Genomic DNA, 24,948 nt, shown 5'->3' on the forward strand with positions numbered 1-24,948 from the left:
TCTTTCTAGAATTTAGACTTTAAAGGTCTAGATTATTCTTTATCTAATTTGTATTTTGATAGATCCATACCAAAATTCAGTCCTTTAACTGCAACTAACTCTTCTAACTCTGATAAAGATTTTTTACCAAAATTTCTGAATTTCATTAAGTCGTTTTTGTTAAAAGAAACTAAATCCCCTAATGTATCTACTTCAGCCGCTTTCAAACAATTCAATGCTCGAACTGAAAGATCTAAATCTACCAATTTAGTTTTTAGAAGCTGTCTCATATGTAATGATTCCTCATCATATGATTCAGTTTGAGCGATCTCGTCCGCCTCTAAAGTAATTCTCTCGTCAGAGAACAGCATAAAATGATGAATCAATGTTTTAGCTGCTTCCGTTAAAGCATCTTTTGGGTGAATCGAACCATCTGTTACGATATCAAAAACTAACTTTTCGTAGTCAGTTTTTTGTTCAACACGATAGTTCTCGATTGCATACTTAACGTTCTTAACTGGAGTATAAATTGAATCTGTAAAGATAGTTCCGATTGGTGCATTTGGCTTTCTATTTTCTTCAGCTGGCACGTATCCTCTACCTTTTTCGATACTTAAATCCATATTGATAGTAACATTACTATCTAAATTACAGATAACTAAGTCAGGGTTTAGAACTTGAAAGCTAGAGATGTATTTTTGAAAATCACCTGCTGTCAATTGTTCTTTACCAGAGAAAGAAATACTTACAGTTTCGCTATCTACCTCTTCTATTTGACGTTTAAAACGAACCTGTTTTAAATTAAGAATGATTTCTGTTACATCCTCAACCACACCTGCTATAGTAGAAAACTCATGATCCACGCCTTCTATGCGAACTGAAGTAATTGCATATCCTTCCAAGGAAGAAAGAAGAACTCTTCTTAATGCATTACCAATAGTCAATCCATATCCCGGTTCTAAAGGTCTAAATTCGAATTTACCTTTAAAATCGGTCGAATCAATCATGATAACTTTATCGGGCTTTTGAAAATTAAATATTGCCATATTTGTTTCGACTGAATGTCAATTATTATTTGTTGTACAACTCTACGATTAACTGTTCTTTGATGTTTTCTGGAACTTGAAGTCTTTGAGGAGTAGCTACGAAGCTTCCTTCTAAAGTTTCAGGATTCCAAGTAATCCATTCATAAACAGTACTAGAATTAGATAACGAACGTTCAATGATTTCTAGAGATTTAGATTTTTCACGAACTGCAACTTTATCACCAGGTTTTAATTGGTAAGAAGGGATATTTACTACCTCTCCATTAACAGTAATATGTCTGTGAGAAACAATTTGACGCGCTGCTGGTCTAGAAGGAGCAATACCCATTCTGTAAACAACGTTATCTAATCTTGATTCACATAATTGAATCAATACCTCACCTGTTACTCCACGAGCTGCAGCAGCTTTTTTGTAAAGGTTACGGAATTGTTTTTCTAAAATACCATAAGTATATTTAGCTTTTTGTTTTTCCATTAACTGGATAGCGTACTCAGATTTTTTACCTCTTTTTTTCGCTAAACCATGTTGCCCTGGAGGGTAATTTCTTTTTTCAAAAGACTTGTCATCTCCGAAAATAGCTTCGCCGAACTTACGTGCGATTTTAGTTTGTGGACCAGTATATCTTGCCATTTCTAAAAAATTAAAAAAAGGTAGGAGATTATGAATTCAGGTCACTTTCCTCCGATAATCTAATCCTACCTTATGTGTTATACTATAAAATTAAACTCTTCTTCTCTTTGGAGGACGACATCCGTTGTGTGGCATTGGAGTAATATCGATGATCTCTGTTACTTCAATTCCGTTGTTATGTAATGAACGGATAGCAGATTCTCTACCATTTCCAGGTCCTTTTACATAAACCTTAACTTTTTTAAGTCCTGCCTCAAGTGCAACTTTACCACAATCTTCTGCAGCCATCTGAGCAGCATATGGAGTGTTCTTTTTAGAACCTCTGAATCCCATTTTACCTGCTGATGACCAAGAGATCACTTCACCTTTTTTATTAGTCAATGAAATGATGATATTGTTAAACGTCGCATTAATATGAGCTTCACCTGTTGATTCAACAAGTACTTTACGTTTTTTTGTATTCGCTTTAGCCATATTACTACTTATTATTTAGTTGCTTTTTTCTTGTTAGCAACAGTTTTTCTTTTACCTTTTCTAGTTCTAGAGTTATTCTTAGTTCTTTGTCCTCTTAATGGAAGACCAGTTCTATGACGAATTCCTCTGTAACATCCAATATCCATTAAACGTTTGATGTTTAATGAAATTTCAGAACGTAATTCTCCTTCGATAGTGAATTGCCCTACAGCTTCACGAATAGCACCGATTTCATCATCGTTCCACTCTTGAACTTTTTTATCTTCACTTACTTGAGCTCTCTCAAGAACTTCTTTAGCTCTACTTGAACCAATTCCGAAGATATAAGTTAAAGCAATAACTCCTCTTTTGTGTTTAGGTATATCTACCCCTGCGATTCTTGCCATAATTATCCTTGTCTTTGATTAAATCTAGGATTCTTTTTATTAATAACGTAAAGTCTACCTTTTCTACGTACTATAATGCACTCGGCACTTCTTTTTTTAACTGATGCTCTTACTTTCATTTTAATAGCCTCTTTAATATCTATAAGTAATTCTTGCTTTGGTTAAGTCATATGGACTCATTTCCAATTTAACTCTGTCTCCTGGTAGCAACTTAATATAGTGCATACGCATTTTACCTGAGATATGAGCTATCACAACATGTCCATTTTCTAATTCAACACGGAACATTGCATTGGATAATGCTTCTATGATTGCCCCGTCTTGTTCTATTGCTGATTGTTTTGCCATAAAAACTAAGCTATTGCTCTTCTATTTTTACCACTAGTCATCATGCTGTCATACTGTTTGTTTAACAAATAAGCATTGACCTGCTGCATAGTGTCTATTACTACACTCACCATGATTAATAGTGAAGTTCCACCATAAAACATCGCCCACCCTTGTTGAACTCCTAATACACTTACTACAATAGCTGGAAAAATAGCTATAACAGCAAGGAACAGAGATCCAGGGAAAGTGATTAATGACATAATCTTATCTAAGAAGTCTGCAGTCTCTGAACCTGGCTTAACACCTGGTATAAAACCACCACTTCTCTTTAAATCATCTGCCATTTTATTAGTAGGTACTGTAATTGCGGTGTAAAAGTACGTAAAAATTATGATTAAAAAAGCAAAAAGTAAATTATACTGCCATCCGAAAACATCGTGAAACGTATTACTAATAGATTTTGCAGTATCTGAAGTTGACAAACCTGCCACTGCGGCTGGTACGAACATGATTGCTTGAGCAAAAATAATCGGCATCACTCCAGATGCATTTAGCTTTAAAGGAATCCACTGGCGGTTACCACCTAACATGGATTGATCATAAGTTCCAGAAGCACTTCTTCTTGCATATTGAACTGGAATTCTTCTTACAGCAAGAGTTAAATAGATACAAGCAATAATGATTAACAACCATAAAATTACTTCTATTACCACCATCATTAGGCCTCCATTATTATCTGTTATTCTAGACTGGAATTCTTGGATGAAAGACACTGGTAGTCTTGCAATAATCCCAATCATAATTAATAATGAAATACCGTTTCCAATACCTTTATCAGTAATTTTTTCACCTAACCACATTGCAAAAACAGTTCCGGTAACTAGTATAATTACTGAAGAAAACAAGAATGAGAAAGAATTGAAACCTAGCAAAAATGCGTCTGATGGCAATTGCACATACAAGTTGTAGATATAACTAGGACCTTGAAGTAAGGTAATCCCAATTGTAAGCCACCTTGTAATTTGGTTCATTTTCTTTCTACCGCTCTCTCCATCGTTTTGTAGTTTTTGCAAATAAGGAACCGCGATTCCCATTAACTGCACTACGATTGAAGCAGAAATATAAGGCATAATACCTAACGCGAATACAGATGCTTGTGCAAAAGCACCACCTGTGAACACGTTTATTAACCAACCAATACCTTGATCAGTTTGCTCTGTTAAAGCTTGCAATTTTGTTGCATCAATACCTGGAAGGGTTACTTGCGAACCGAAACGGTACACAAGTAACAATCCTAAAGTTAAAAAGATTTTGTTCTTTAATTCTTCGATTTTCCAAATACCGGCAAATGTCTCAAAAAACTTTTTCATCTTGTTCACTAAGATTTTATAACGTTACGATTTCTCCACCAGCTGCTTCGATTGCTTCTACTGCAGTCGCTGAAAACTTGTGAGCAGAAACTTTTAATTTCGCTTTTAACTCACCACGTCCTAAAACCTTAACTAAACTATTCTTAGAAGCTAATCCTAAGTCAACTAATAGAGCGAAATCTACAGTATCTGTGATCACTCCATTATCTACTAAAGTTTGTAGCTTCTCTAAATTAATAACATCGTATTCTACTCTGTTAATATTTTTGAAACCAAATTTAGGAACACGTCTTTGAAGTGGCATCTGCCCTCCCTCAAATCCTAGTTTTTTAGAATATCCTGAACGTGATTTAGCTCCCTTATGTCCTTTTGTAGAAGTTCCTCCTTTTCCAGACCCTTCACCACGACCAAGACGTTTGTTCTGGTTGTGTACTGAACCTTCTGCAGGCTGTAAATTACTTAAATTCATACTTTACAAAATTATTTAATTTCTTCTACAGAAACTAAGTGTTGAACTTTATTTACCATTCCCAAGATTGCACTAGTAGCTTCATGTTCCACTACTTGGTTCATCTTGCGAAGTCCTAAAGCCTCTAATGTTCTCTTTTGTGAAAGAGGACAATTAATTTGGCTTCTTACTTGTTTTACTTTGATCTTTGACATAACTTCTTTCAAATTAACCTTTAAACACTTTTTCTAAAGAAATTCCTCTTTGTTTTGCAACTGTAGAAGCACTTCTAAGGCGTAATAAAGCATCGAAAGTAGCTTTCACCACGTTGTGTGGGTTTGAAGAACCTTGCGATTTAGATAATAAATCTGTAATACCTACAGCTTCTACAACCGATCTCACAGAACCCCCAGCAATTACTCCCGTACCTAAAGATGCAGGCATCAATAAGACTCTAGCACCACTGAATTTTCCTTTTTGCTCGTGTGGAATTGTGTGTCCATTTAAAGGGATTCTAACTAAATTTTTCTTAGCGTCTTCTACTGCTTTAGCAATAGCCTCAGAAACATCTTTAGACTTACCTAAACCATGACCCACTACACCGTTTTCGTCACCTACTACAACTACTGCAGAGAACCCAAATGCGCGTCCTCCTTTAGTTACCTTAGTAACACGGTTCACACTAACCAAACGGTCTTTTAAATCAAGACCACTTGGTTTCACAAATTCTACGTTTTTATAATTTTGATACATAACTAATTAGAATTTTAATCCAGCTTCTCTAGCGCCTTCGGCTAATGATTTAACACGTCCGTGGTATAAGTAACCATTTCTATCGAAAGATACAATTTCTATACCAGCTTTTAAAGCTTTCTCTGCAATTAGTTTTCCAACTGATGCAGCAGTTTCAATATTGGTTCCTCTTGTTACACCAGCTTCTCTCGAAGATGCTGAAGCTAGAGTTACTCCATTCACGTCATCTATGATTTGAGCATAGATTTCTTTATTACTTCTGAATACAGAAAGTCTTGGCTTAGCAGCAGAACCGCTAACAATCTTTCTAACTCTGAATTTTATACGTTGTCTTCTTTCAGATTTTGTTAATGACATAGTCTTAATTTTTAAGCTGATTTACCTGCTTTTCTTCTTAACTCTTCACCCACAAACTTGATTCCTTTTCCTTTGTAAGGCTCAGGTTTACGGTATGAACGGATTTTAGCTGCAACTTGACCTACTAATTGTTTATCAAATGAAGTCAATTTTAAAATTGGGTTTTTCCCTTTTTCAGAAATAGTTTCGATTGAAACTTCTGGCGCTACATCAATAATGATGTTATGAGAAAATCCTAAAGCTAAATCCAACTTTTGCCCTTGGTTAGAAGCACGGTATCCTACCCCTACTAACTCTAAAGCAATTGTGAATCCTTCAGATACACCAGTTATCATGTTATTAATTAAACTACGGTATAAACCGTGTTTAGCTCTTTCTTCTTTGGCATCAGAAGAGCGCTCAACTATAACTTGATTATCTTCAACTTTAATACTAACTGTATCGAATTTCTGAGTAAGTTCTCCTAATTTACCTTTAACAATAATTTCCCCATCTTTAACGTCTACCGTTACACCTGCAGGAATTGCTATTGGACTTTTTCCTATTCTTGACATCTCTTAGTCTTTTTAAATTAGTATACGTAACAAACTACTTCTCCACCAACATTAAGTTGTTTCGCTTGTTTTCCAGTCATCAATCCTTTTGATGTTGAAACGATAGCGATTCCTAAACCATTCAAGATTCTAGGAAGATCTGCTGCAGAAGCGTATTTACGCAAACCTGGTTTACTAATTCTTTGGATATCTCTAATTACAGACTCTTTCGTGTCTTTATCATATTTTAAAGCTATTTTGATTGTACCTTGAATTGTACTATCATCAAATTTATAGCTTAAGATATATCCTTGATCGAATAAAATTTTCGTGATTTCTTTTTTAAAGTTAGAAGCTGGTATCTCTACCACTTTGTGGTTCGCACGCACAGCATTTCTAACTCTTGTAAGATAATCTGCTATTGGATCTGTATACATGTTTTTACCTTTAAATCTTAATTACCAACTTGCCTTTTTAACTCCAGGTATCAATCCTTGGTTAGCCATTTCACGGAAAGTAACACGTGAAATACCGAATTGACGCATATACCCTCTAGGTCTTCCTGTTAACTTACATCTATTGTGTAAACGAACTGGAGAAGCATTTTTAGGTAATTTTTGTAATCCTTCGTAGTCACCTGCTTCTAAAAGAGCTTTTCTTTTAGCAGCATATTTTTCTACTAATGCTTGTCTTTTTACCTCACGGGCTTTCATTGATTCTTTAGCCATACTTAATTCTTTTTAAAAGGTAATCCTAATTCAGCAAGTAAAGATTTCGCTTCTTTATCTGTATGAGCAGATGTTACAAAAGTGATATCAAAACCAGCGATTTTGTTTACTTTATCAATATTGATTTCAGGGAAAATAATTTGCTCAGTTACTCCTAAGTTATAATTTCCTCTTCCGTCAAATCCGTCAGATTTAATACCTGAAAAATCTCTAACTCGTGGTAAAGCTGAAGTTACTAAACGGTCTAAAAATTCATACATTTTTTCACCACGTAAAGTCACTTTAGCTCCAATTGGCATTCCTTTTCTCAATTTGAAAGAAGCAACGTCCTTTTTTGATATTGTAGCAACTGCTTTTTGACCTGTAATTTTAGTTAACTCCTCAACGGCATAATCAACTAACTTTTTATCAGATACTGCAGCTCCTACACCACGGCTAACAACGATTTTTTCAAGTTTAGGAACTTGCATAACGTTTTTGTAACCAAATTCCTCAGTAAGAGCAGAGATTACTCTGCTTTTATATTCTTCTTTAAGTCTTGGTATATAAGCCATAACTATAATACTTGATTTGATTTTTTAGAAACTCTTACATTTTTTCCATCTACGTTCTTGATAGCGATTTTAGTTGCTACATTACTAGCATCTAATACTACCAAGTTTGAAATGTGAATTGGAGCTTCTTTTTTAACAATTCCACCTTGAGGGTTAGAAGCACTTGGCTTAACATGTTTAGAAATGATGTTTACCCCTTCAACAATAGCTTTGTTTTTCTCACGTAATACTCGTACAATTTTACCTTCAGTCCCCTTATGGTCTCCAGCAATAACACGTACAGTATCTCCTGTTTTTACTTTTAGCTTAGTCATCTTTTGAAAGAATTATAACACCTCTGGTGCTAATGATACAATTTTCATGAATTGTTTTTCACGAAGTTCTCTCGCTACTGGACCAAAAACACGAGTACCTCTCATCTCACCTGCAGCATTTAATAATACACATGCGTTATCATCAAATCTGATATAAGATCCATCGGCTCTTCTCACTTCTTTTTTGGTACGAACAACAACTGCAGTTGAAACAGCTCCTTTTTTAACGCTTCCGTTAGGAGTTGCATCTTTAATTGTAACTACAATTTTATCACCTACAGAGGCGTAACGACGTTTCGTTCCCCCTAATACACGGATAGTCAAAACTTCTTTTGCTCCCGTGTTATCTGCTACTTTAAGTCTAGATTCCTGTTGTACCATAATTATTTCGCTCTTTCAATGATTTCAACTAATCTCCAACACTTTGATTTAGAAAGTGGACGAGTCTCCATGATTCTAACTTTATCTCCAATGTTGCAGTCATTTGTTTCGTCGTGTGCAACGTATTTCTTCGTTTTCAACACGAACTTTCCGTATAATGGGTGTTTTACTCTACTTGTTTCAGCAACTACGATAGATTTCTCCATTTTGTTACTAGTAACAACACCTATTCTCTCTTTTCTTAATTTTCTATTTTCCATCTTTCAGCAGAATACAATTATTGTAACTCTCTTTTGCTTAATTCTGTCTTAACTCTTGCGATACTTCTTCTCATAGCTCTGATTTGAAGTGGATTCTCGATTGGAGAAACTGCATGAGCAGACGTTAAATTATTGTATGTAGTAGTCAACGTTGCAAGTTGATCTTGTAATTCAGCTACAGATAGATTTACTATTTCTGATTGTTTCATGATAAAATTAGATTATGCTTCGAAATCTCTAGCAATTACAAATTTAGTTTTTACTGGAAGTTTTTGTGCAGCTAAGCGCAAAGCTTCTTTAGCTACTGAAATTGGCACTCCACCAACTTCAAACATAATTCTTCCAGGTTTTACCACAGCAACCCAATATTCTACTGCACCTTTACCTTTACCCATACGTACTTCAAGAGGTTTCTTAGTGATAGGTTTATCTGGGAAAATGTTGATCCATAATTGTCCTTCACGTTTCATGAAACGAGTAGCTGCGATACGAGCTGCTTCAATTTGACGAGAAGTAATAAATGAAGAATCTAGTGATTTAATTCCAAACATTCCATTTGAAAGTTCGTGCCCTCTTTGAGCAATCCCTTTCATTTTACCTTTCTGTACCTTACGGTATTTTGTTCTTTTAGGCTGTAACATTTTTCTTCAGTTTAAAAATTACTTTCTTTTGCGTTGGTTTGGTCTACCTTTAGATGATCCTGCTGATTTAGATTGTTTTTTATCCATACCAGCTAACGGAGAAAGATCTCTTTTACCGTAAACTTCACCTTTCATGATCCACACTTTGATACCCATTCTACCGTAAGTAGTGTGAGCTTCAGCTAATGCATAATCAATGTCTGCTCTGAAAGTAGATAAAGGAATACGTCCCTCTTTGAAGTTCTCAGAACGTGCCATTTCAGCTCCGTTTAAACGACCTGAGATTTGAACTTTAATACCTTCAGCATTCATTCTCATAGCAGCTGCGATAGCCATACGGATTGCTCTACGGTAAGAAATTCTGTTCTCAATTTGACGAGCGATACTTGCAGCCACAAGATACCCATCTAATTCTGGACGCTTAATTTCAAAGATATTGATTTGTACTTCTTTATCAGTAATCTTTTTCAATTCCTCTTTTAACTTGTCTACCTCTTGTCCACCTTTTCCGATAATGATACCAGGTCTAGCAGTAGTGATAGTAACGGTTACAAGTTTTAAAGTTCTCTCAATGATTACCTTTGATACACTAGCTTTCGATAAACGAGCATGAATATACTTTCTGATTTTGTGATCTTCAGCGATTTTATCACCGTAGTCATTTCCACCATACCAGTTTGAGTCCCATCCTCTAATAATGCCAAGGCGATTCCCGATTGGATTAGTCTTTTGTCCCATACTGCTTATTAATTGCTTTGAGTGTTATTATTAGATCCTAATACGATTGTAACGTGATTAGAACGTTTTCTGATTCTGTGTGCTCTTCCTTGAGGTGCAGGACGTAATCTTTTTAACATCATTCCACCATCAACGCGAACTTCCTGTACAATAAGACCAGCTTCTTCAATATTAGCTTCACTGTTCTTAGCTTGCCAGTTTGCGATTGCAGATAAAAGTAATTTCTCTAATTTACGAGAAGCTTCTTTTGAACTGAATCTTAATATATTTAGAGCTTTTTCTACTTTCTGTCCTCTTACTAAATCCGCTACTAAGCGCATTTTTCTAGGAGAAGTAGGGCAATTGTTTAGCTTAGCAAAAGCAACTTGCTTGTTAGCTTCCTTAATTTGCTCAGCTCTTTCTCTTTTACGAACTCCCATAGCTTCTTATTATTTTTTACCTTTATTCTTTGCACCAGCGTGACCTCTGAACGATCTAGTTGGTGAAAATTCCCCTAATTTATGTCCTACCATGTTCTCTGTTACATATACAGGAACAAATTGGCGACCATTATGTACTGCGATAGTTTGACCAACGAAATCTGGAGTAATCATAGAAGCTCTTGACCAAGTTTTGATAACAGCTTTATTTCCACCTTCAACGTTTGACTGAACTTTCTTCTCTAATTTATAGTGAACATAAGGTCCTTTTTTTAACGAACGTGCCATGTCTTAATCTTTTATTTCTTTCTACGTTCAACGATATACTTGTTACTCGACTTAACTTTAGAACGAGTTCTGTACCCTTTAGCAGGCAACCCTTTTCTTGAACGTGGATGTCCTCCTGACGAACGACCTTCTCCACCTCCCATTGGGTGATCTACTGGGTTCATTGCTACAGCTCTTGTTCTTGGTCTTCTTCCTAACCATCTAGATCTACCAGCTTTACCAGAAACAATCAATTGGTGATCATGATTAGAAACAGCTCCGATAGTAGCAACACATTCTAATAAAATCAAACGGATTTCTCCAGAAGGCATTTTAATAGTAGCATACTTACCATCTCTTGCAACTAACTGAGCGAAAGTACCTGCTGAACGAGCGATAACTGCTCCTTGTCCAGGACGTAGTTCGATACAAGAAATAACAGTTCCTAAAGGAATATTTCTTAAAGGCATTGCATTACCGACTTCTGGTGACGCATCTGGTCCAGAAACTACAGTTTGTCCTACTTTCATACCGCTTTGAGCGATAACGTAAGCTTTTGCTCCATCCGCGTAAGCAATTAATGAAATAAATGCTGAACGGTTTGGATCGTATTCGATTGATTTCACAGTAGCTGGAATTCCAACTTTTGCTCTTTTAAAATCAATCACACGATATCTTTGCTTATGACCACCACCCATGTAGCGCATGGTCATTTTTCCTTGACTATTTCTACCTCCAGATTTTTTTTTCGGTGCTAGTAAACTACGCTCCGGCTTATCAGTTGTAATAGCGTCAAAACTATTCACAACTCTAAAACGCTGACCTGGGGTAATAGGTTTTAATTTTCTAACTGACATTGTTTATTAGATATTTGAATAAAAGTCTATACTCTCTCCTTCTTTCAATTCAACTACTGCTTTCTTATAAGCATTAGTTTTAGCGTTGATCATACCACTTTTCGTGTACTTAACAGAACGCTTCGCAGCATAGTTCATAGTATTTACACCAACAACAGTAACTCCGTAAGCTGCCTCAACAGCTTTTTTGATCTCGATTTTGTTAGCTCTTCTATCAACTACAAAACCAAAGCGGCCGAAAATTTCGCCGTCTTTAGTTATTTTTTCTGTAATTATAGGTTTAATTAAAACACTCATGCTCCTATTATTTACTTAAGTTTTCTACAATTCCTGCTACAGAACCCTCAGTTAACACAACTCTTCCAGCATTTAAAATACCGTAAGTGCTTAGTTCTGAGTTAGTTACAACAGTAGCCTTCTCTAAATTGCGTGATGACAAATATACATTTTTATTTGATTCACCCAACACAAATAGAGATTTTTTATTTTCCAATCCTAAAGCATTCAAAACGTTGATGAAATTTTTAGTACTTGGTGTTTCAAAATTAAAGTTTTCAACAACGATTAAATTTGATTCCTTTACCATAATAGATAAAGCAGATTTTCTCGCTAAACGTTTTAAACTCTTATTTAATTTTAAAGAGAAACTTCTTGGTCTTGGTCCGAAAACTCTACCTCCACCTCTGAAAAGTGGATTTTTTATGCTTCCTGCTCTAGCCGTTCCTGTTCCTTTTTGTTTTTTAATCTTACGAGTACTTCCAGCAATTTCAGCTCTTTCTTTAGCCTTGCTAGTACCTTGTCTTTGATTTGCTAAATATTGCTTAACATCAAGGTAAACTGCGTGATTATTTGGTTCTATACCGAATACTGAATCTAAAAGTTCAACTTTTCTACCAGTATCTTTTCCTGTGATATCTAAAACTTGTACTTCCATTACTTCTGAACGATTACATAAGAGTTTTTGTGTCCAGGAACTGCTCCTTTAACTACAAGTAGGTTCTTTTCAGCAACTACTTTTAAAACTCTAAGGTTTTGTATTGTTACATTAACTCCTCCAGTTCTTCCTGCCATTCGCATTCCTTTAAATACTCTTGAAGGATAAGATGACGCTCCAATAGATCCTGGCGCTCTTAAACGGTTTTTTTGTCCGTGAGTAACTTGACCTACTCCACCGAATCCGTGACGCTTAACAACCCCTTGGAATCCTTTACCTTTAGAAACACCTTGTACATCTACGTACTCACCTTCTTCGAATAAATCAGCAGAGATAACATCTCCTAATTTATACTCACCTTTGAACTCCTTAATTTCAACGACTTTTCTTTTAGCAGACGTACCAGCTTTTTTAAAGTGACCTAACTCAGCTTTAGTAGCATGTTTATCTGTCTTGTCATCGAAACCAAGTTGTAACGCGTCATACCCGTCAACCTCTATGGTTCTGACTTGGGTAACGACATTTGGACCACATTCGATTACTGTACATGGAATATTCTTTCCATTTTCATCGAAAATACTAGTCATGCCGATTTTTTTTCCAATTAACCCAGACATAAATATTTATTTAATTATGAAATTTATTTTCTTATTGTTTATTTAAACTAAGTGCAAGATAAATTGCACTTAGTTTAGAAGTTTTATCTTCGGTAGATTATCACACTTTGATCTCTACTTCAACTCCACTTGGTAACTCTAATTTCATTAAAGCATCAATTGTTTTTGAAGATGAAGAATAGATATCTAATAATCTTTTATATGAACTAACTTCGAATTGCTCTCTCGCTTTTTTGTTAACGTGAGGAGAACGAAGAACAGTAAATATCTTTTTGTGTGTAGGTAAAGGAATTGGTCCTGTTACAACAGCTCCAGTACTCTTTACAGTTTTTACGATTTTCTCTGCTGATTTATCAACCAACATGTGATCGTAAGATTTTAATTTTATTCTGATTTTTTGACTCATTTTTCTCTAAGATTAAGCGTTTCCTTTTGCTTTTTCAATTACAGCTTCTGCAATGTTAGAAGGTGTTTCAGCATAGTGAGAGAACTCCATAACAGAAGTAGCTCTACCTGATGATAATGTTCTTAATGTAGTTACATATCCGAACATTTCCGATAATGGCACAGAAGCTTTAACAACTTTAGCTCCATTTCTATCATCCATACTGTTGATTTGACCACGACGACGGTTTAAATCCCCTACGATATCACCCATGTTCTCCTCTGGAGTTAACACTTCTAATTTCATAATAGGCTCTAAAATAACAGCTCCTGCAGCTTTAGCTGAGTCTCTATATCCCATTTTCGCAGCTAATTCGAAAGATAAAGCATCAGAGTCAACCGCGTGGAAAGAACCATCAGTTAAAGTAACTTTCATTGAATCCATTTCGAATCCAGCTAAAGGTCCTTGCTTCATAGCCTCTCTAAATCCTTTCTCTACAGAAGGGATATATTCTTTAGGAACGTTACCACCTTTCACTTCATTTACGAACTGTAATCCTACGAATGGCTTACCATCAACATCCTCTGCAGGACCGATAGTAAACACAATATCCGCGAACTTACCACGTCCACCAGATTGTTTTTTGTAAACTTCTCTGTGTTGAGCTCCACGTGTAAGTGCTTCTTTGTATTCAACTTGAGGCTCACCTTGGTTAACCTCTACTTTGAATTCACGCTTCATACGGTCGATCAATACATCTAAGTGTAGCTCTCCCATTCCAGAAATAACAGTTTGACCTGAAGCCTTATCTGTTTTAACCGTGAATGTTGGATCTTCTTCCGCTAATTTAGCAAGAGCAGTACCCATTTTATCCATATCCGCCTTAGTTTTAGGCTCAATAGCTACCCCAATTACTGGGTCTGGGAAAATCATACTCTCTAAAACAATAGGGTTTTTCTCATCACAAAGAGTATCTCCTGTTTTGATATCTTTAAATCCTACTGCTGCACCGATATCTCCTGCCTCAATGTACTCAACTGCATTTTGCTTATTAGCGTGCATTTGGTAAATACGAGAAATACGCTCTTTGCTTCCTGAACGAGTATTCAATACATAAGAACCTGCGTCTAAGTGTCCTGAATAAGTTCTAAAGAAAGCCAAGCGCCCTACGAAAGGATCTGTAGCAATCTTAAATGCTAAAGCTGAGAAAGGCTCGTTTACAGATGGTTTACGAGAAATTGGCTCCTCTGTATCTGGATCAGTACCTTCAATAGCTTCCTTATCCATTGGAGAAGGTAAGTAACGACATACTGCGTCCAACATAAACTGCACTCCTTTGTTTTTGAAAGAAGAACCACAAGTCATAGGTATAATACTCATATCTAAAGTAGCAGCTCTAAGTGCAGCATGAACTTCATCTTCTGAGATAGAAGACTCATCCATCATATATTTTTCTAATAAGTTTTCGTCATAACCAGCAACTTCTTCGATTAATTGACCTCTGTATTTTTTTACATCATCAACCATATCAGCAGGAATCTCCACAACGTCAAAAGTCGTTCCGTGATTCTCATCATGCCATACGATAGCGCGGTTTTTAACTAAGTCAACGATACCTTTAAAGTCAGCTTCATCACCAATTGGTAAAACAATTGGCACAGCATTTGACTTCAACATATCCTTAACTTGCTGAACAACTCCTAAAAAGTTTGCACCTTGACGGTCCATTTTGTTAACAAACCCCATACGAGGAACTTTGTAGTTATCAGCTAATCTCCAGTTAGTTTCAGACTGTGGCTCAACACCATCAACTGCACTAAATAAGAAAACTAATCCATCTAATACACGTAAAGAACGGTTAACTTCTACTGTAAAGTCAACGTGTCCCGGAGTATCAATAATATTGAAGTGGTATTCCATTGACTCAGGTGTCTTCTCACCTTGTTTCGTTGGGAAACTCCACGTACAAGTAGTCGCAGCTGAAGTAATAGTAATACCTCTTTCAGCCTCTTGCTCCATCCAGTCCATCGTAGAAGATCCTTCGTGAGTCTCTCCCATTTTGTGATTTTTACCTGTATAGAACAAAATACGCTCTGTAGTCGTAGTTTTACCAGCATCGATGTGAGCAGCGATACCAATATTTCTTGTATATTTTAAATCTCTTGCCATTGTATATAGTTTCTGTATGGATTAAAATCTAAAGTGAGAGAATGCTTTATTTGCTTCAGCCATCTTATGAGTATCCATTCTCTTCTTAACAGCAGCTCCTTCCTCTTTAGCCGCAGCTAAAATTTCAGATGCTAATTTAGCAGCCATAGATTTCTCATTTCTTCTTCTAGCATATAAAATCATCCATTTCATCGCCATAGAAATTTTTCTATCTGGACGAATTTGCATTGGAATTTGGAAAGTAGCTCCTCCAACACGACGAGAACGAACCTCTACGTGTGGCATAACGTTAGTTAATGCATCTTTCCACATATCTAATGAAGTTTTTTCTTCATCTTGCTTTTTCTCTTCTACAATTGCTAAAGCATCATAGAAAACTTTAAACGCTGTAGACTTTTTCCCATCCCACATTAAGTTATTCACGAAACGTGTTACTAACTGGTCATTAAACTTTGGATCCGGTAAAAGAGGTCTCTTTTTAGCCTGTCTTTTTCTCATGTCTTGTTCTTAAACGTTTATACGATTATTTTTTGTCTTTAGGGCGTTTTGCTCCGTATTTAGATCTTCTTTGTGTTCTACCGTTTACTCCAGCAGTATCCAAAGCTCCACGTACGATGTGGTATCTAACACCTGGCAAATCTTTCACCCTTCCACCTCTAACTAATACTATCGAGTGCTCTTGTAAATTGTGTCCTTCACCTGGGATGTAAGCGTTTACTTCATTACCATTTGTCAAACGTACCCTTGCAACTTTACGCATTGCAGAGTTAGGTTTTTTTGGCGTAGTAGTATAAACACGTGTACAAACACCTCTTCTTTGAGGACAAGAATCCAAAGCAACCGATTTACTCTTCTTAGTCAATTGGGTTCTCCCTGTTCTTACTAATTGTTGAATTGTTGGCATAATGTTTATTAATAATTTCTACAATATATTATCCCGCACTATATACGGGGTTGCAAATGTATAAACTTTATTTTGTTTTTCAAAAGGCAAAACACTAATTTTCAATGATATTGTTCTTTTTTTTTCATCAAAATAATCTTTAATTAAAGAGCCAGCTATCTTAAAATCAACACTAAGGGTTCAAAAAGCAAGATAAACTAAGGCATGAAAGTTATTTAATAACAAAATAACATCCTTACTTTGGAGATCAAAAGGAAAAAAACACAGATAAAAAACTTTATTTATTAATAATGTTTTAACATACAATAACTTGATTACAGCCCCCCTCTTTAAAATTAGTTATTACCTAATAAAGTCTTCCACTTACTTTTAATTAATTATTATTATTCCATAATAACACAATTCCAAAATCTTTACTGACCTACTGGCTTTATCAACAACGGACAAACAACACAGCAAAAAACAAGATTAAGTCAATAAGTTTAGCTTAGTGTCCTATTACTATAACAAAATATATTTACCTTTGTATCATGGACAAAGACAATCAAATTTTTGGTATTCGCGCAATTATCGAAGCCATCGAAGCAGGAAAAGATATAGACAAAGTATTTATTCAAAAAGATGCTAATGGAGAACTAATGAGTAGTCTTCTTAAAGCTCTAAAAAAGAATAACATTAACTTTTCTTATGTACCAGTTGAAAAACTAAATCGCCTTACAAGCAAGAATCACCAAGGTGCTGTTGCTAGTATTGCGCCAATTTCTTTTGTACCATTAGAAACATTAGTGGAATCGGTTTTAGAAAACAAAGACAAGCCTCTTTTTTTAATCCTGGACCAACTTTCTGATGCGAGAAACTTTGGTGCTATTATCCGTACAGCTGTATGTTGTGGAGTAGACGGAATAATTATTTCTAAAAATGGAGCTGCTCCAGTAAACGGAGATACAGTAAAAACTTCAGCTGGAGCTGTATTTAACATCCCTATTTGTAAAGTAGATCATATTAAAGATGCTGTGTTTTACCTACAAGGTTCTGGTGTCATTACATTAGGTGCTACAGAAAAAGCAGAAAATTTGATCTATGATACAGATTTAAACGTACCTTTAGCTATAATCATGGGAAGTGAAGATAGAGGAATCAATCCTTCTGTTTTAAAAATAATTGACCAACAAGCTAAATTACCTATGCATAGTGTAATTGATTCTTTAAATGTATCTGTTGCTTGTGGAGCTTTCCTATATGAAGCAATCAGACAAAGAAGATAAACATTGAAAGACATTAAAGCCTTAAAGAAAAAACCCCATTTCCAAATAAGCCCTTTACTAAGGGCATATTTGGAAAAATATAAACGTATCACCACAACTAGTGTATCCTATGAAGATCTAATGCGATTCTCAGGCTACATCAACTTAGAGGATGAACATGGAAATGACACTTTATGGCTTAGAGTTTACTATCCCGAATTTGAATATGAAGAAATAAAAGCTTCTCTAATTAGAGCATATACCTTTTTACATTCAGATGGTGGACTAGATTCTATTGCATACTTAACTATCGACAGTATAGATTATTGTTCTTTTGGAAACTCAAAACCCTTTAGGATTCGAGTAAGAAATGTCTTAAATGATAACTTCACAAACTTGTATATAAAAAAAGCAGATGCTTCGAGAATATATGGTTTAGAAGTAGAGGAAATGCTTTCTCCTTATACTATGAACTACCTGGTGTATGAAGACACATTAATTGAAGAGCATATATTAGGAATACCAGGAGACATATTCATTGCTGATTATCTTCCAAAGTGTACAGAATTAGAAAAATCCCAAATTGCAAAAGAGTTTGTTAAATTCAATGAAAAATGCTTCATTGGATTATTAGGTGATATGCGCTCCTATAATTATGTAGTTATTCCCACCCATGATTTTGATCAAGTAAACTACAAAATTAGAGCCATAGACTTCGATCAAGAAGCCTATGAGGGTAACTATAAGTTTTATTTACCTCAATTTTACAAAGAGAATTTTGTTATGGTTGATATGGTATTAAAAAAACTAAAACAAAACTCTATCGAACAATACCGTAAAGAAATAAGATCTGTACTTGTTAGACGTACTACGAGCAATAAAGAAAGAGTTGAAAACTTGGTTAAGGTAATGAGACAAGACCGCATCTCTACCCCTAACAGAGTTGATGAACTTAAAATGGGTTTATTTAAAATAACTAAAGATATAAAGTTTAAAACCTGTCAATCCATGGGAGACATCTTACAAATTGTTTTAGATTTTGTTATCCGAAACTACAAAAGTCCTTTATAAAACTATACTCTTCCCTAAAGAACAATTAAAAAAATAAGAATGATTATTTAGCAGCTGCTCTAAGAACTATACCCTCTCTGAACATTCTGGCTTTACAACAGCTAAATCTACATAAAGAATTATATTGTAACTTTGAAAAAGCATTGTATTTTTACACTACAAATAAATCAATTATGGATGCACCTTTAGCAGAAAGAGTTAGACCTCGTACCTTAGATCAATATGTCAGTCAAAGTCATTTAGTTGGACCAAATGGTATCCTTACCAACCAATTGAAAATGGGTTTTATCCCATCTATGATTTTCTGGGGACCTCCTGGCACGGGCAAAACTACTTTAGCCCAAATCATTGCTCAGCAAAGTGAAAGACCTTTCTTTGCACTAAGTGCAATTAATGCAGGAGTTAAAGACATTCGTGAAGTCATCGATAAAGCTAAAGCTGCACCAGGGTTGTTTACTGCTAAAAACCCTATACTCTTTATTGACGAGATCCATCGCTTTAGCAAATCTCAACAAGACTCTTTACTTGGAGCAGTGGAGAAAGGATGGGTAACTCTTATAGGGGCAACAACAGAAAACCCAAGCTTTGAAGTTATACCAGCCCTTTTATCTCGTTGCCAAGTATACACCCTAAATGCCTTCGTAAAGGAGGATTTAGAGAACTTACTACATCGTGCATTAAGAGAAGACAAAATCCTTGAATCGAAACAAATAATACTCGAACAAACCCAAGCCTTATTTAGACTCTCTGGTGGAGATGGACGAAAACTTCTTAACACCTTTGAACTAATTGTCAATTCAACCACTAGCAATAAAATAATAATCACTGATGAAATGGTGATGCGTATTATTCAAAAAAATACAGTTCTATATGATAAGACTGGAGAACAACATTATGATATTATTTCAGCATTTATAAAGTCCATTCGAGGAAGTGACCCCAATGGAGCAGTATACTGGCTTGCAAGGATGATTGAAGGTGGAGAAGATGTGAAGTTTATCGCAAGAAGATTAGTTATTGCAGCCTCAGAAGATATTGGAAATGCAAATCCAACGGCTCTTATAATGGCAACTTCTACTTTTCAGGCAGTTTCCGTTATCGGTAATCCAGAGAGTAGAATTCTACTAAGTCAATGCGCCATTTATTTAGCAACCTCGCCAAAGAGTAATTCCACTTATCTTGCCATCGGCCAAGCCCAACAAGTAGTCAAACAAACTGGAGACTTAAGTGTACCAATTCATTTAAGAAATGCACCAACCAAATTAATGAAAGAATTAGGTTATGGACAAGAGTACAAGTACTCTCATGATTATGAAAACAACTTTGCTTTCCAAGAATTCTTACCGGATGAGCTAAGTGGAACTTTATTTTATAATCCTGGCCCAAACAATAGAGAAAATGCGACTAGAGAGTTTCTAAGAAACCGATGGAACTTAAAATATAATTACTAAAAAAAAACCAAGAAGCAATCTGCCTCTTGGTTTTTTTTTAGCATAATACAAAGCCTTAAACGCTTATAGCAATAATTTAATCTGTGTTAAATCATGAACTTGAGCTACATCTAAAATAGTAGGCTTTTTACCTTCGTTATAGTAAATAACATCCATTCCTACTCCAATAGCACCTTGTACATCTGCCAATAAATTATCACCTACCATAACAGCTTGATTAACCTTAGTGTTGGCACTATCTAAAGCATAGTTAAAAATTCTAGCATCTGGTTTTTTCACACCAGCATTTTCTGAATCTGTTACAGTACTAAAATAGTCTAATATACCAGCGTTTTTCAATTTAGATTGTTGCACACTTCCAAAACCATTAGTTATAATATGTAAGCCATATTTTGGTTTAAGATAGATTAATAGTTCTTCGGCTCCACTTAGCAAATGATTAAACTCTGGCAGGTAATTAAGATATAACTCCCCTACTTGATCTACTTGCTGACTATTAGAAGCATGGTTTAAAGCTAGAAACGTATCAGTAATACGACCTACCCTAAGTTGTTCTCTAGTAACCAAATTTAGACTGTACTTATCCCAATACTCTTCATTAATATCTTTATAAAAATGTAAGAATTTATCAGAAGAGAAAGGCAACTCTAACTCTTGTATTACTTTGTCAAATGCTAAGGCAGAATTCTTTTCAAAATCCCATAAAGTATGATCTAGATCAAAGAAAATATCCGTCTTCCCCTCAAATTTATTCGTCTTCAACTCGTATATGTGCTTAAATTAAAAAATCTTTTTTTGCTCGTTGATTAGTTATATATCTCCTTTATCTGCGAAACTATAAAAACCTTCTGAGCTAATAATAACATGATCCAATACTCGAATGTCTAATGTAGAAGCGCCTGTTTGAATACGTTTGGTAACAGCGAAGTCTGCCTCACTAGGAATCAAATTCCCTGAAGGATGATTATGGATTAAAATCAAACTTGTTGCACGGTGATCCAAGGCAGCTTTAAATAAAATACGCAAATCCACAATAGTACAAATAAGACCACCTTTACTTAGGCAAACCTTATTAGTAACGACATTGGCATTGTTTAAAATTAGTATTCAGAACTCCTCGTGAGGTAAGTCATGTAGTAAGGGACGCATCATTTTATAAACATCGTCACTACTTGTAATGGGAGTACTTTTTCTTTTTTGGATGAACTTACGCCTCCTCCCCAATTCAAAAGCCGCTAATACTCGCAATACCACATGTCTGTCCAAACCATAGATTTCACATAAGTCATGAAAATTATAACGAGCTAAATCTTCTAAGCTTCAGTTTGCAGCGCTAAGGATTTTATCGCTTGCCTCTAAAGCTTGAACACTACCTTGTTTGTCACAAAGTAACAAAGAAAGAACTTCACTATTAGTTAGTCCTGTCATACCTAGGCTTAATGCCTTGAAACTTGCCTGCTCATGCTCTGGCAAATTTCCTCTAGGATCTTCATTGGTAATCATAATAATAAAAATTTATATTTAATACTCTTTCTCTTAAAAACTAGTCCAACCCTAAAACTCCCTCTCCTCTAAAGAAGGCAGTAGTTTGACGCTTTTGTTCTCTATCACTTGCTAGAAAAACAATCTTATCCCCAGGCTCTATAATAGTAGATCCATTAGGAATAAAGAAGCGTTTATTACGACGAATCATTGCAATGATTACACTTGCTGGTAAATCGATATCTACCAAGCTTTTGTTCACAACAGGATAATAATCCTTTACATCAACAATTGCCATCAGGGTCATTTCCCTATTGTCTAAATCTAGGGCTAATTGTTCTTTCAATTTCTCAGTTTCAGGTAAATCTAAATTTAACCACTTTGCCACTATAGAAATAGTACTACCTTGACATAGTATAGAAATAAGGGTAATGAAAAACACTATATTAAATATTGTATCCGCTCCCTGAATCCCAGCTACCATAGGGTAAGTTGCAAATACTATAGGAACTGCTCCCCTTAAACCTACCCAAGATACGAAAATTTTGGTTCGTATATCAATTTTAAAAAAGGCTAAGCAAATAAATACTGCTACGGGACGGGCGATAAGGATCATAAAAATAGAAATAGCAATTCCTATTCCGGCCACTGCAATAATTTCAGAAGGAAAAACTAACAATCCCAATGTCAAGAATAAAACAATTTGCATAATCCATGCCATACCATCAAAGAAACGAATAATCTGCTTTTTATGGATAATCTTAGAGTTACCCAAAACCAAACCTGCCAAGTAAACAGCTAAGAATCCATTCCCTTTAATTAATTCAGTAAATGAGAAAGTAAAGAACATTAAGGCAAGTACTATAACCATATATAAGCCTTCATAACCTAGATCTACTTTATTCAAAACAAAACGACCAACTTTCCCCATAAGGTATCCTATAGCTACACCAATAAGCATTTGTAATGCGAAAGATTCTAAAACAGATGCCCAACTGGTTTCAGGAATTTGCATAAACCCAATAACAGTAATGGTTAAAACATAGGCCATCGGATCATTACTTCCACTTTCCAATTCAAGCATTGGACGAATATTATTCTTTAAGCCTAAGCCTTTACTCCTTAAGATGGAGAATACAGCAGCCGAGTCAGTAGAGGACACGATAGAACCCAATAATAGAGATTCTAAAAAGTTAAATGGAGTAATATAATATACAAACCCAGCCACAGCAAATGCTGTCAGTAACACACCAAGAGTCGATAAAACAACTCCTTGGGTGGCAATGGGTCGAATATCATCTTTATGAGTATCTAATCCTCCAGAAAACAATATAAAGTTTAAGGAAACCATCCCTACAAATTGGGTTACGGAAGGGTTGTCAAAGTAAATGCCACCTATTCCTTCTGAGCCCGCTAACATTCCAATAAAAAGGAACATTAACAAGACAGGGATACCAAATTTAAAGGAAGTTCGGCCAGCCAAAATACTTATAAATAAAAGAACTGAACCTATTAATAATATATTCTCTGGAGTAATTGTATACATATTTATTTATTATGTTATTCTATTTTGTAAAAATTCATTTAAATCTAAACCACCATAATTTCCTGAACTCATAAACAATAAAACACTATTGTTTAAATCTACATTATTCAGGAAATCTTTAAATTCAGAAGAGTTCGTATAAGATACTAAAGAAGGTAATGCAAAGCCTTGTTCTAGCTCAGCTTTAGATATCTCTTTTAAACCTTTTACTTTAACTGCATCTAAACTATAAAAAACGATTGCTTGATCACATTTATTTAAAGTACCTCTGTATTGCGTTAGAAAACTTGGATCTAAACTACTATAAGTATGAAGTTCTAAGCAAGCTATAACATTTCTATTAGGGTATAATTCCTTTACTGCTTCCACAGATGCTTTAACTTTAGATGGAGAGTGAGCAAAATCTTTAAAGACAACCGTTTTGTCATCTTTATAAATTTTCTCTAAACGCTTAGAAGCTCCTTTGAAACTAGAAATTGCTTCATAGAAATCCTCTTCATCAATCCCCATATTCTGACAAACCCACTTAGCTCCTTGTAAGTTAGATAAGTTGTGTTTTCCAAATACTTCCAATGGCATAGGGCCATCTTGAGTATCTAAATAAGCAACACCATCTATTACCTGATATTCTGGTGTTTCATAAGGTATTTTACGTATAGGTTGTTCACTATCTTCTACGATTTGATTAAGTAAGGAATCCTCACTATTGTAGATAAGAATACCACCATTAACCATCTTCTTAATGAAGATCTTAAATTGTTCAATATAGTTTTCCTCCGTAGGAAACACATTTATATGGTCCCAAGCAATACCACTTATTAAAGCAATATTAGGGTTATATAAATGAAACTTAGGGCGTAAATCTATAGCAGATGACAAGTACTCATCCCCTTCGATTAAAATAAATTCATTGTCCTCACTAAGGTGTACCATTGTATCAAAACCATCTAGTTGGGCACCAACTAAATAATCGATATCTCTATCATGGTATTTCATTACATGTAAAACCATAGCTGTTATAGTAGTCTTTCCATGAGAACCACCTATTACAACTCTTGTCTTATCTTTAGAGTGATTGTAAATAAACTCAGGGTAAGAATATATTTTCAAGCCTAATTCCTTGGCTTTTATTAACTCAGGATTATCTGCCTTAGCATGCATACCAAGAATTACTGCATCAATATCAGAAGTAATATTATTTACAGACCATCCTAATTCACTAGGTAATAATCCTTTTTCAGAAAGTCTTTGTTTGGAAGGCTCGAAAATCACATCGTCACTTCCAGTAACGATATGCCCATTTGCATGCATAGCTAAAGCCAAGTTATGCATAGCACTACCCCCAATTGCGATAAAATGTAAACGCATTGTATATATTTTTTTTATAGAATTCTACTCTTTGCAGGTAAAAATACAACTTTATTATTTTACATAATCTGCTTGAATATATTTATACGCCTTATAAAGCGAAATAACTAGTAAAAACAATTAAAATTCTTCCAAACACCTATTATTTAGGAAGAAAACCAAAAAAAAAATGTCTAAATTTCTTGAGGGCACTGAAAAAGTCCCTTTTTAAAATAGAAGCTTAAAGTAAAGAGGTAAACTATTAAAAGCAATCGCTTTTATAGTTTACCTCTTTCTGTTTATATTTACCTGTTTTTTAAAATTCACAGGTT

Annotated in this window: 39 protein-coding genes; 3 read left to right on the forward strand and 36 right to left on the reverse strand. The window is 35.1% G+C overall.

The window, feature by feature from the left end; translation table 11 throughout:
• Window positions 1-32: 32 nt before the first annotated feature.
• The 31 genes from ACYSNX_RS08525 to rpsL form a co-directional block, all read right to left on the reverse strand.
• Complete coding sequence (locus ACYSNX_RS08525) at window positions 33-1,025, reverse strand: DNA-directed RNA polymerase subunit alpha (protein ID WP_461754258.1); 993 nt, start codon at window positions 1,023-1,025, stop codon at window positions 33-35.
• Window positions 1,026-1,050: 25 nt separating this feature from the next.
• Complete coding sequence (rpsD, locus tag ACYSNX_RS08530) at window positions 1,051-1,656, reverse strand: 30S ribosomal protein S4 (protein ID WP_461754259.1); 606 nt, start codon at window positions 1,654-1,656, stop codon at window positions 1,051-1,053.
• 90 nt (window positions 1,657-1,746) lie between these two features.
• The gene (gene rpsK / locus ACYSNX_RS08535) at window positions 1,747-2,130 is read right to left on the reverse strand and encodes a 30S ribosomal protein S11 (protein WP_010251764.1); all 384 of its coding nucleotides are present in this window, start codon (window positions 2,128-2,130) and stop codon (window positions 1,747-1,749) included.
• An 11-nt stretch (window positions 2,131-2,141) separates the two neighbouring features.
• The gene (rpsM, locus tag ACYSNX_RS08540) at window positions 2,142-2,516 is read right to left on the reverse strand and encodes a 30S ribosomal protein S13 (RefSeq protein ID WP_461754260.1); all 375 of its coding nucleotides are present in this window, start codon (window positions 2,514-2,516) and stop codon (window positions 2,142-2,144) included.
• A gap of 2 nt (window positions 2,517-2,518) precedes the next feature.
• A complete protein-coding gene (gene ykgO, locus ACYSNX_RS08545) occupies window positions 2,519-2,635 on the reverse strand; it encodes a type B 50S ribosomal protein L36 (RefSeq protein WP_461754261.1) in 117 nt (38 codons plus the stop codon).
• Window positions 2,636-2,648: 13 nt separating this feature from the next.
• On the reverse strand, window positions 2,649-2,864 hold the full coding sequence (gene infA / locus ACYSNX_RS08550; RefSeq protein WP_002987492.1) for a translation initiation factor IF-1: 216 nt from the start codon (window positions 2,862-2,864) through the stop codon (window positions 2,649-2,651).
• A gap of 5 nt (window positions 2,865-2,869) precedes the next feature.
• Window positions 2,870-4,216 carry a preprotein translocase subunit SecY gene (gene secY, locus ACYSNX_RS08555; protein WP_461754262.1) on the reverse strand — a complete coding sequence of 449 codons (1,347 nt, stop codon included), beginning with the start codon at window positions 4,214-4,216 and terminating at the stop codon, window positions 2,870-2,872.
• Window positions 4,217-4,232: 16 nt separating this feature from the next.
• Window positions 4,233-4,685: a 50S ribosomal protein L15 gene (gene rplO, locus ACYSNX_RS08560; RefSeq protein ID WP_461754263.1), complete on the reverse strand. Its 453-nt coding sequence runs from the start codon at window positions 4,683-4,685 to the stop codon at window positions 4,233-4,235.
• 11 nt (window positions 4,686-4,696) lie between these two features.
• Window positions 4,697-4,879, reverse strand: a complete 183-nt coding sequence (rpmD, locus tag ACYSNX_RS08565; RefSeq protein ID WP_461754264.1) for a 50S ribosomal protein L30 — start codon at window positions 4,877-4,879, stop codon at window positions 4,697-4,699.
• A 13-nt stretch (window positions 4,880-4,892) separates the two neighbouring features.
• Complete coding sequence (gene rpsE / locus ACYSNX_RS08570) at window positions 4,893-5,417, reverse strand: 30S ribosomal protein S5 (protein WP_461754265.1); 525 nt, start codon at window positions 5,415-5,417, stop codon at window positions 4,893-4,895.
• 6 nt (window positions 5,418-5,423) lie between these two features.
• The gene (rplR, locus tag ACYSNX_RS08575) at window positions 5,424-5,774 is read right to left on the reverse strand and encodes a 50S ribosomal protein L18 (protein WP_461754266.1); all 351 of its coding nucleotides are present in this window, start codon (window positions 5,772-5,774) and stop codon (window positions 5,424-5,426) included.
• Between the two features lie 11 nt (window positions 5,775-5,785).
• Complete coding sequence (gene rplF / locus ACYSNX_RS08580) at window positions 5,786-6,328, reverse strand: 50S ribosomal protein L6 (protein WP_461754267.1); 543 nt, start codon at window positions 6,326-6,328, stop codon at window positions 5,786-5,788.
• A gap of 17 nt (window positions 6,329-6,345) precedes the next feature.
• A complete protein-coding gene (gene rpsH / locus ACYSNX_RS08585; RefSeq protein ID WP_461754268.1) occupies window positions 6,346-6,744 on the reverse strand; it encodes a 30S ribosomal protein S8 in 399 nt (132 codons plus the stop codon).
• 21 nt (window positions 6,745-6,765) lie between these two features.
• Entirely contained in the window at window positions 6,766-7,035 is a 270-nt protein-coding gene (gene rpsN / locus ACYSNX_RS08590) for a 30S ribosomal protein S14 (RefSeq protein WP_133712303.1), read from the reverse strand.
• A 2-nt stretch (window positions 7,036-7,037) separates the two neighbouring features.
• Entirely contained in the window at window positions 7,038-7,589 is a 552-nt protein-coding gene (gene rplE / locus ACYSNX_RS08595; RefSeq protein ID WP_461754269.1) for a 50S ribosomal protein L5, read from the reverse strand.
• A 2-nt stretch (window positions 7,590-7,591) separates the two neighbouring features.
• On the reverse strand, window positions 7,592-7,903 hold the full coding sequence (gene rplX, locus ACYSNX_RS08600) for a 50S ribosomal protein L24 (RefSeq protein ID WP_461754270.1): 312 nt from the start codon (window positions 7,901-7,903) through the stop codon (window positions 7,592-7,594).
• A 12-nt stretch (window positions 7,904-7,915) separates the two neighbouring features.
• On the reverse strand, window positions 7,916-8,284 hold the full coding sequence (gene rplN, locus ACYSNX_RS08605; RefSeq protein ID WP_461754271.1) for a 50S ribosomal protein L14: 369 nt from the start codon (window positions 8,282-8,284) through the stop codon (window positions 7,916-7,918).
• A gap of 2 nt (window positions 8,285-8,286) precedes the next feature.
• Complete coding sequence (rpsQ, locus tag ACYSNX_RS08610; RefSeq protein ID WP_461754272.1) at window positions 8,287-8,544, reverse strand: 30S ribosomal protein S17; 258 nt, start codon at window positions 8,542-8,544, stop codon at window positions 8,287-8,289.
• Window positions 8,545-8,561: 17 nt separating this feature from the next.
• The gene (gene rpmC, locus ACYSNX_RS08615; RefSeq protein ID WP_461754273.1) at window positions 8,562-8,753 is read right to left on the reverse strand and encodes a 50S ribosomal protein L29; all 192 of its coding nucleotides are present in this window, start codon (window positions 8,751-8,753) and stop codon (window positions 8,562-8,564) included.
• Between the two features lie 12 nt (window positions 8,754-8,765).
• On the reverse strand, window positions 8,766-9,185 hold the full coding sequence (gene rplP / locus ACYSNX_RS08620; protein WP_461754274.1) for a 50S ribosomal protein L16: 420 nt from the start codon (window positions 9,183-9,185) through the stop codon (window positions 8,766-8,768).
• A gap of 18 nt (window positions 9,186-9,203) precedes the next feature.
• A complete protein-coding gene (gene rpsC / locus ACYSNX_RS08625) occupies window positions 9,204-9,923 on the reverse strand; it encodes a 30S ribosomal protein S3 (protein ID WP_461754275.1) in 720 nt (239 codons plus the stop codon).
• An 8-nt stretch (window positions 9,924-9,931) separates the two neighbouring features.
• Entirely contained in the window at window positions 9,932-10,342 is a 411-nt protein-coding gene (gene rplV / locus ACYSNX_RS08630) for a 50S ribosomal protein L22 (protein ID WP_461754276.1), read from the reverse strand.
• 9 nt (window positions 10,343-10,351) lie between these two features.
• Window positions 10,352-10,630, reverse strand: a complete 279-nt coding sequence (rpsS, locus tag ACYSNX_RS08635) for a 30S ribosomal protein S19 (RefSeq protein ID WP_461754277.1) — start codon at window positions 10,628-10,630, stop codon at window positions 10,352-10,354.
• 11 nt (window positions 10,631-10,641) lie between these two features.
• Window positions 10,642-11,466: a 50S ribosomal protein L2 gene (rplB, locus tag ACYSNX_RS08640; RefSeq protein WP_461754278.1), complete on the reverse strand. Its 825-nt coding sequence runs from the start codon at window positions 11,464-11,466 to the stop codon at window positions 10,642-10,644.
• Between the two features lie 6 nt (window positions 11,467-11,472).
• On the reverse strand, window positions 11,473-11,763 hold the full coding sequence (gene rplW / locus ACYSNX_RS08645) for a 50S ribosomal protein L23 (RefSeq protein ID WP_461754279.1): 291 nt from the start codon (window positions 11,761-11,763) through the stop codon (window positions 11,473-11,475).
• A 7-nt stretch (window positions 11,764-11,770) separates the two neighbouring features.
• Window positions 11,771-12,400, reverse strand: coding sequence for a 50S ribosomal protein L4 (gene rplD, locus ACYSNX_RS08650; RefSeq protein ID WP_461754280.1), 630 nt, complete (start codon window positions 12,398-12,400; stop codon window positions 11,771-11,773).
• The gene (gene rplC / locus ACYSNX_RS08655; protein ID WP_461754281.1) at window positions 12,400-13,017 is read right to left on the reverse strand and encodes a 50S ribosomal protein L3; all 618 of its coding nucleotides are present in this window, start codon (window positions 13,015-13,017) and stop codon (window positions 12,400-12,402) included. The genes rplD and rplC overlap by 1 nt, the downstream gene beginning before the upstream one ends.
• Before the next feature lie 100 nt (window positions 13,018-13,117).
• A complete protein-coding gene (gene rpsJ / locus ACYSNX_RS08660; protein WP_026710316.1) occupies window positions 13,118-13,423 on the reverse strand; it encodes a 30S ribosomal protein S10 in 306 nt (101 codons plus the stop codon).
• 12 nt (window positions 13,424-13,435) lie between these two features.
• Window positions 13,436-15,571: an elongation factor G gene (gene fusA / locus ACYSNX_RS08665; RefSeq protein ID WP_461754282.1), complete on the reverse strand. Its 2,136-nt coding sequence runs from the start codon at window positions 15,569-15,571 to the stop codon at window positions 13,436-13,438.
• Window positions 15,572-15,592: 21 nt separating this feature from the next.
• Entirely contained in the window at window positions 15,593-16,069 is a 477-nt protein-coding gene (gene rpsG / locus ACYSNX_RS08670; protein ID WP_461754283.1) for a 30S ribosomal protein S7, read from the reverse strand.
• Between the two features lie 25 nt (window positions 16,070-16,094).
• The gene (rpsL, locus tag ACYSNX_RS08675; RefSeq protein ID WP_002987523.1) at window positions 16,095-16,475 is read right to left on the reverse strand and encodes a 30S ribosomal protein S12; all 381 of its coding nucleotides are present in this window, start codon (window positions 16,473-16,475) and stop codon (window positions 16,095-16,097) included.
• A 530-nt stretch (window positions 16,476-17,005) separates the two neighbouring features.
• Between rpsL and rlmB the strand changes: the two genes are divergently transcribed.
• The 3 genes from rlmB (at window position 17,006) to ACYSNX_RS08690 (ending at window position 20,241) form a co-directional block, all read left to right on the forward strand.
• Window positions 17,006-17,740 carry a 23S rRNA (guanosine(2251)-2'-O)-methyltransferase RlmB gene (rlmB, locus tag ACYSNX_RS08680; RefSeq protein WP_461754284.1) on the forward strand — a complete coding sequence of 245 codons (735 nt, stop codon included), beginning with the start codon at window positions 17,006-17,008 and terminating at the stop codon, window positions 17,738-17,740.
• Between the two features lie 3 nt (window positions 17,741-17,743).
• Window positions 17,744-18,790, forward strand: a complete 1,047-nt coding sequence (locus ACYSNX_RS08685) for a hypothetical protein (RefSeq protein ID WP_461754285.1) — start codon at window positions 17,744-17,746, stop codon at window positions 18,788-18,790.
• Between the two features lie 173 nt (window positions 18,791-18,963).
• Entirely contained in the window at window positions 18,964-20,241 is a 1,278-nt protein-coding gene (locus ACYSNX_RS08690) for a replication-associated recombination protein A (protein WP_461754286.1), read from the forward strand.
• A 63-nt stretch (window positions 20,242-20,304) separates the two neighbouring features.
• Here the strand turns inward: ACYSNX_RS08690 and ACYSNX_RS08695 are convergent, their stop codons facing one another.
• The 5 genes from ACYSNX_RS08695 to ACYSNX_RS08715 all read right to left on the reverse strand — a co-directional run bounded on the left by ACYSNX_RS08695 (window position 20,305) and on the right by ACYSNX_RS08715 (window position 24,637).
• On the reverse strand, window positions 20,305-21,003 hold the full coding sequence (locus ACYSNX_RS08695; RefSeq protein WP_461754287.1) for a YjjG family noncanonical pyrimidine nucleotidase: 699 nt from the start codon (window positions 21,001-21,003) through the stop codon (window positions 20,305-20,307).
• Window positions 21,004-21,051: 48 nt separating this feature from the next.
• Complete coding sequence (locus tag ACYSNX_RS08700) at window positions 21,052-21,348, reverse strand: JAB domain-containing protein (protein WP_461754292.1); 297 nt, start codon at window positions 21,346-21,348, stop codon at window positions 21,052-21,054.
• Window positions 21,349-21,561: 213 nt separating this feature from the next.
• Entirely contained in the window at window positions 21,562-21,744 is a 183-nt protein-coding gene (locus ACYSNX_RS08705) for a hypothetical protein (RefSeq protein ID WP_461754288.1), read from the reverse strand.
• A gap of 40 nt (window positions 21,745-21,784) precedes the next feature.
• Complete coding sequence (locus ACYSNX_RS08710; protein WP_461754289.1) at window positions 21,785-23,269, reverse strand: potassium/proton antiporter; 1,485 nt, start codon at window positions 23,267-23,269, stop codon at window positions 21,785-21,787.
• Between the two features lie 9 nt (window positions 23,270-23,278).
• Window positions 23,279-24,637 (reverse strand): UDP-N-acetylmuramate--L-alanine ligase, encoded by a 1,359-nt coding sequence (locus ACYSNX_RS08715; RefSeq protein WP_461754290.1) that lies wholly within the window; start codon window positions 24,635-24,637, stop codon window positions 23,279-23,281.
• Window positions 24,638-24,948: the final 311 nt, after the last annotated feature.

The organism is Myroides sp. LJL115, assembly GCF_054871665.1.

What these genes read in the sequence shown, in the direction of transcription:
- rplN (WP_461754271.1), bottom strand. Translation starts at nt 8,284, where the DNA reads ATGGTACAACAGGAATCTAGACTTAAAGTAGCAGATAACACGGGAGCA.
- rplD (WP_461754280.1), bottom strand. Translation starts at nt 12,400, where the DNA reads ATGGAAGTACAAGTTTTAGATATCACAGGAAAAGATACTGGTAGAAAA.
- rlmB (WP_461754284.1), top strand. Translation starts at nt 17,006, where the DNA reads ATGGACAAAGACAATCAAATTTTTGGTATTCGCGCAATTATCGAAGCC.
- rplP (WP_461754274.1), bottom strand. Translation starts at nt 9,185, where the DNA reads ATGTTACAGCCTAAAAGAACAAAATACCGTAAGGTACAGAAAGGTAAA.
- rplO (WP_461754263.1), bottom strand. Translation starts at nt 4,685, where the DNA reads ATGAATTTAAGTAATTTACAGCCTGCAGAAGGTTCAGTACACAACCAG.
- rpsH (WP_461754268.1), bottom strand. Translation starts at nt 6,744, where the DNA reads ATGTATACAGATCCAATAGCAGATTATCTTACAAGAGTTAGAAATGCT.
- rplF (WP_461754267.1), bottom strand. Translation starts at nt 6,328, where the DNA reads ATGTCAAGAATAGGAAAAAGTCCAATAGCAATTCCTGCAGGTGTAACG.
- ACYSNX_RS08710 (WP_461754289.1), bottom strand. Translation starts at nt 23,269, where the DNA reads ATGTATACAATTACTCCAGAGAATATATTATTAATAGGTTCAGTTCTT.
- ACYSNX_RS08705 (WP_461754288.1), bottom strand. Translation starts at nt 21,744, where the DNA reads ATGATTACCAATGAAGATCCTAGAGGAAATTTGCCAGAGCATGAGCAG.
- rplE (WP_461754269.1), bottom strand. Translation starts at nt 7,589, where the DNA reads ATGGCTTATATACCAAGACTTAAAGAAGAATATAAAAGCAGAGTAATC.
- rpsM (WP_461754260.1), bottom strand. Translation starts at nt 2,516, where the DNA reads ATGGCAAGAATCGCAGGGGTAGATATACCTAAACACAAAAGAGGAGTT.
- rpsE (WP_461754265.1), bottom strand. Translation starts at nt 5,417, where the DNA reads ATGTATCAAAATTATAAAAACGTAGAATTTGTGAAACCAAGTGGTCTT.
- rpsC (WP_461754275.1), bottom strand. Translation starts at nt 9,923, where the DNA reads ATGGGACAAAAGACTAATCCAATCGGGAATCGCCTTGGCATTATTAGA.
- rpsQ (WP_461754272.1), bottom strand. Translation starts at nt 8,544, where the DNA reads ATGGAAAATAGAAAATTAAGAAAAGAGAGAATAGGTGTTGTTACTAGT.
- rpmC (WP_461754273.1), bottom strand. Translation starts at nt 8,753, where the DNA reads ATGAAACAATCAGAAATAGTAAATCTATCTGTAGCTGAATTACAAGAT.
- ACYSNX_RS08715 (WP_461754290.1), bottom strand. Translation starts at nt 24,637, where the DNA reads ATGCGTTTACATTTTATCGCAATTGGGGGTAGTGCTATGCATAACTTG.
- rpmD (WP_461754264.1), bottom strand. Translation starts at nt 4,879, where the DNA reads ATGTCAAAGATCAAAGTAAAACAAGTAAGAAGCCAAATTAATTGTCCT.
- rpsL (WP_002987523.1), bottom strand. Translation starts at nt 16,475, where the DNA reads ATGCCAACAATTCAACAATTAGTAAGAACAGGGAGAACCCAATTGACT.
- ykgO (WP_461754261.1), bottom strand. Translation starts at nt 2,635, where the DNA reads ATGAAAGTAAGAGCATCAGTTAAAAAAAGAAGTGCCGAGTGCATTATA.
- ACYSNX_RS08525 (WP_461754258.1), bottom strand. Translation starts at nt 1,025, where the DNA reads ATGGCAATATTTAATTTTCAAAAGCCCGATAAAGTTATCATGATTGAT.
- rplW (WP_461754279.1), bottom strand. Translation starts at nt 11,763, where the DNA reads ATGAGTGTTTTAATTAAACCTATAATTACAGAAAAAATAACTAAAGAC.
- rpsG (WP_461754283.1), bottom strand. Translation starts at nt 16,069, where the DNA reads ATGAGAAAAAGACAGGCTAAAAAGAGACCTCTTTTACCGGATCCAAAG.
- rplB (WP_461754278.1), bottom strand. Translation starts at nt 11,466, where the DNA reads ATGTCAGTTAGAAAATTAAAACCTATTACCCCAGGTCAGCGTTTTAGA.
- rpsK (WP_010251764.1), bottom strand. Translation starts at nt 2,130, where the DNA reads ATGGCTAAAGCGAATACAAAAAAACGTAAAGTACTTGTTGAATCAACA.
- secY (WP_461754262.1), bottom strand. Translation starts at nt 4,216, where the DNA reads ATGAAAAAGTTTTTTGAGACATTTGCCGGTATTTGGAAAATCGAAGAA.
- fusA (WP_461754282.1), bottom strand. Translation starts at nt 15,571, where the DNA reads ATGGCAAGAGATTTAAAATATACAAGAAATATTGGTATCGCTGCTCAC.
- rplX (WP_461754270.1), bottom strand. Translation starts at nt 7,903, where the DNA reads ATGACTAAGCTAAAAGTAAAAACAGGAGATACTGTACGTGTTATTGCT.
- rplV (WP_461754276.1), bottom strand. Translation starts at nt 10,342, where the DNA reads ATGGGAGTTCGTAAAAGAGAAAGAGCTGAGCAAATTAAGGAAGCTAAC.
- rpsD (WP_461754259.1), bottom strand. Translation starts at nt 1,656, where the DNA reads ATGGCAAGATATACTGGTCCACAAACTAAAATCGCACGTAAGTTCGGC.
- rpsN (WP_133712303.1), bottom strand. Translation starts at nt 7,035, where the DNA reads ATGGCTAAAGAATCAATGAAAGCCCGTGAGGTAAAAAGACAAGCATTA.
- infA (WP_002987492.1), bottom strand. Translation starts at nt 2,864, where the DNA reads ATGGCAAAACAATCAGCAATAGAACAAGACGGGGCAATCATAGAAGCA.
- rpsS (WP_461754277.1), bottom strand. Translation starts at nt 10,630, where the DNA reads ATGGCACGTTCGTTAAAAAAAGGACCTTATGTTCACTATAAATTAGAG.
- rpsJ (WP_026710316.1), bottom strand. Translation starts at nt 13,423, where the DNA reads ATGAGTCAAAAAATCAGAATAAAATTAAAATCTTACGATCACATGTTG.
- rplC (WP_461754281.1), bottom strand. Translation starts at nt 13,017, where the DNA reads ATGTCTGGGTTAATTGGAAAAAAAATCGGCATGACTAGTATTTTCGAT.
- ACYSNX_RS08690 (WP_461754286.1), top strand. Translation starts at nt 18,964, where the DNA reads ATGGATGCACCTTTAGCAGAAAGAGTTAGACCTCGTACCTTAGATCAA.
- rplR (WP_461754266.1), bottom strand. Translation starts at nt 5,774, where the DNA reads ATGTCATTAACAAAATCTGAAAGAAGACAACGTATAAAATTCAGAGTT.